Consider the following 521-nt stretch of genomic DNA (forward strand, 5'->3'; position numbering starts at 1 on the left):
CCGCCGGCGAGGCGATGCACAAAGTACATCTCAGGCCCGCCTCGAACCTGCACGCCTATCAGGATCTGACGGCAGAGCTCGTATCCTACGACCAGGAGCCGATCATATCGGTCGAAGCGGGCCGTGCGCGCGATAACGCAGTGAGTCCAGACCAAGCCGCCACGGCCGACGACCTACGCGAGCACTGGAGCCGGCTGAGCGACGTGCATCAGTTCTACCATATGTTGAAGACACTGAAGCTCAGTCGCTGCCAGGCAATGCGTATGGCCGACGAAGATTACGCTTGGCTGCTCGACAATGATGCCGTTGGCGCCCTGTTCCAACAGGCGGCCGAAGACGAGATGCCTATCATGTGCTTTGTCGGCAATCGTGGTTGCATCCAGATCCATTCCGGCCCGATCAAGTCGGTCAAGCAGATCGGGCCGCGGATCAATGTGCTCGACGAGACCTTCCATCTGCATCTGAGGACCCATCACATCCGCGAGGTCTGGGCCGTGCGCAAGCCGACGAGGGACGGTCAC

At 60.7% G+C, this 521-nt stretch carries 1 protein-coding gene; it reads left to right on the plus strand.

Features of this window, described 5'->3' with window-relative positions:
- Positions 1–521, plus strand: a 521-nt coding sequence (locus X742_RS140210) for a hemin-degrading factor (protein WP_023775676.1), incomplete at both ends; no start/stop codon positions are given.

Origin of the sequence: Mesorhizobium sp. LNHC229A00, assembly GCF_000502415.1 — a bacterium.
Lineage (GTDB): Bacteria > Pseudomonadota > Alphaproteobacteria > Rhizobiales > Rhizobiaceae > Mesorhizobium.